The sequence below is a fragment of the Macrococcoides caseolyticum genome (genome assembly GCF_002902665.1).
Classification (GTDB): Bacteria; Bacillota; Bacilli; order Staphylococcales; family Staphylococcaceae; genus Macrococcoides; species Macrococcoides caseolyticum.
Genome location: NZ_PPRM01000116.1, coordinates 1 through 649, shown reverse-complemented (window position 1 = coordinate 649; position 649 = coordinate 1). Strand labels below are relative to the sequence as shown.

The window sequence follows — 649 nt, the reverse complement described above, 5'->3', positions numbered from 1 at the left end:
AAATAATACTGCCCAAAGCGGCATATTGGCATATTGATAATAGTATATAGCATATATAACTGCAAACACTGGGACTATGAGCGCTAAAAATTTATACTTCGTTCGTGATAAAAAGAACTGTGCTGCAAAAATACTGACAAAAATTAATATATTAGTAATATAATCCGGCATACCTATTACTCCTTTTCATTATTATAAATACTGATAATCTTCTTTGCATCTTCTAGGCTAATCTTTTCATCGATGGCCAAAGATTTTACATAACTAATTAACGATGATTGCTCTTCTTTAGTAGCAAGTTCTATCTTCTGAATTAGATTATTAAGTCTTATTCGTACAGTGGGATAGGAAACATCGTATAATTTTGCAATATTTTTTAATGATCCGGATTCAATTGTAAAATTACGCATGAATTCAATATCTTCTTTATCGAGTTTTAAAACCCACTCTGGAATCTCATTTTTATCCATTTGCTTCCACCTCTTGATTTTATTTTATAATTAACTTAATTATAATTCAACTATATATAGATAAAATTATTAATAAAATTAAAAAATATTTTAATTTTATTCAATTTATAGTAAAGTTGAATTAATTAAGTAATGAGGGGGAAAATGATGGTTGATATTTTTGAAATTATTATATTGAT

1 protein-coding gene is annotated in these 649 nt (G+C 26.2%); it reads right to left on the bottom strand.

What is annotated here, in order from left to right:
• Nucleotides 1–176: 176 nt before the first annotated feature.
• Nucleotides 177–470 carry a DUF2089 family protein gene (locus tag CD152_RS11325; RefSeq protein ID WP_101035856.1) on the bottom strand — a complete coding sequence of 98 codons (294 nt, stop codon included), beginning with the start codon at nucleotides 468–470 and terminating at the stop codon, nucleotides 177–179.
• Nucleotides 471–649: the final 179 nt, after the last annotated feature.

Excerpts from the sequence above, each read along its gene's own strand:
- CD152_RS11325 (WP_101035856.1), bottom strand. The coding sequence starts at position 470 with ATGGATAAAAATGAGATTCCAGAGTGGGTTTTAAAACTCGATAAAGAA.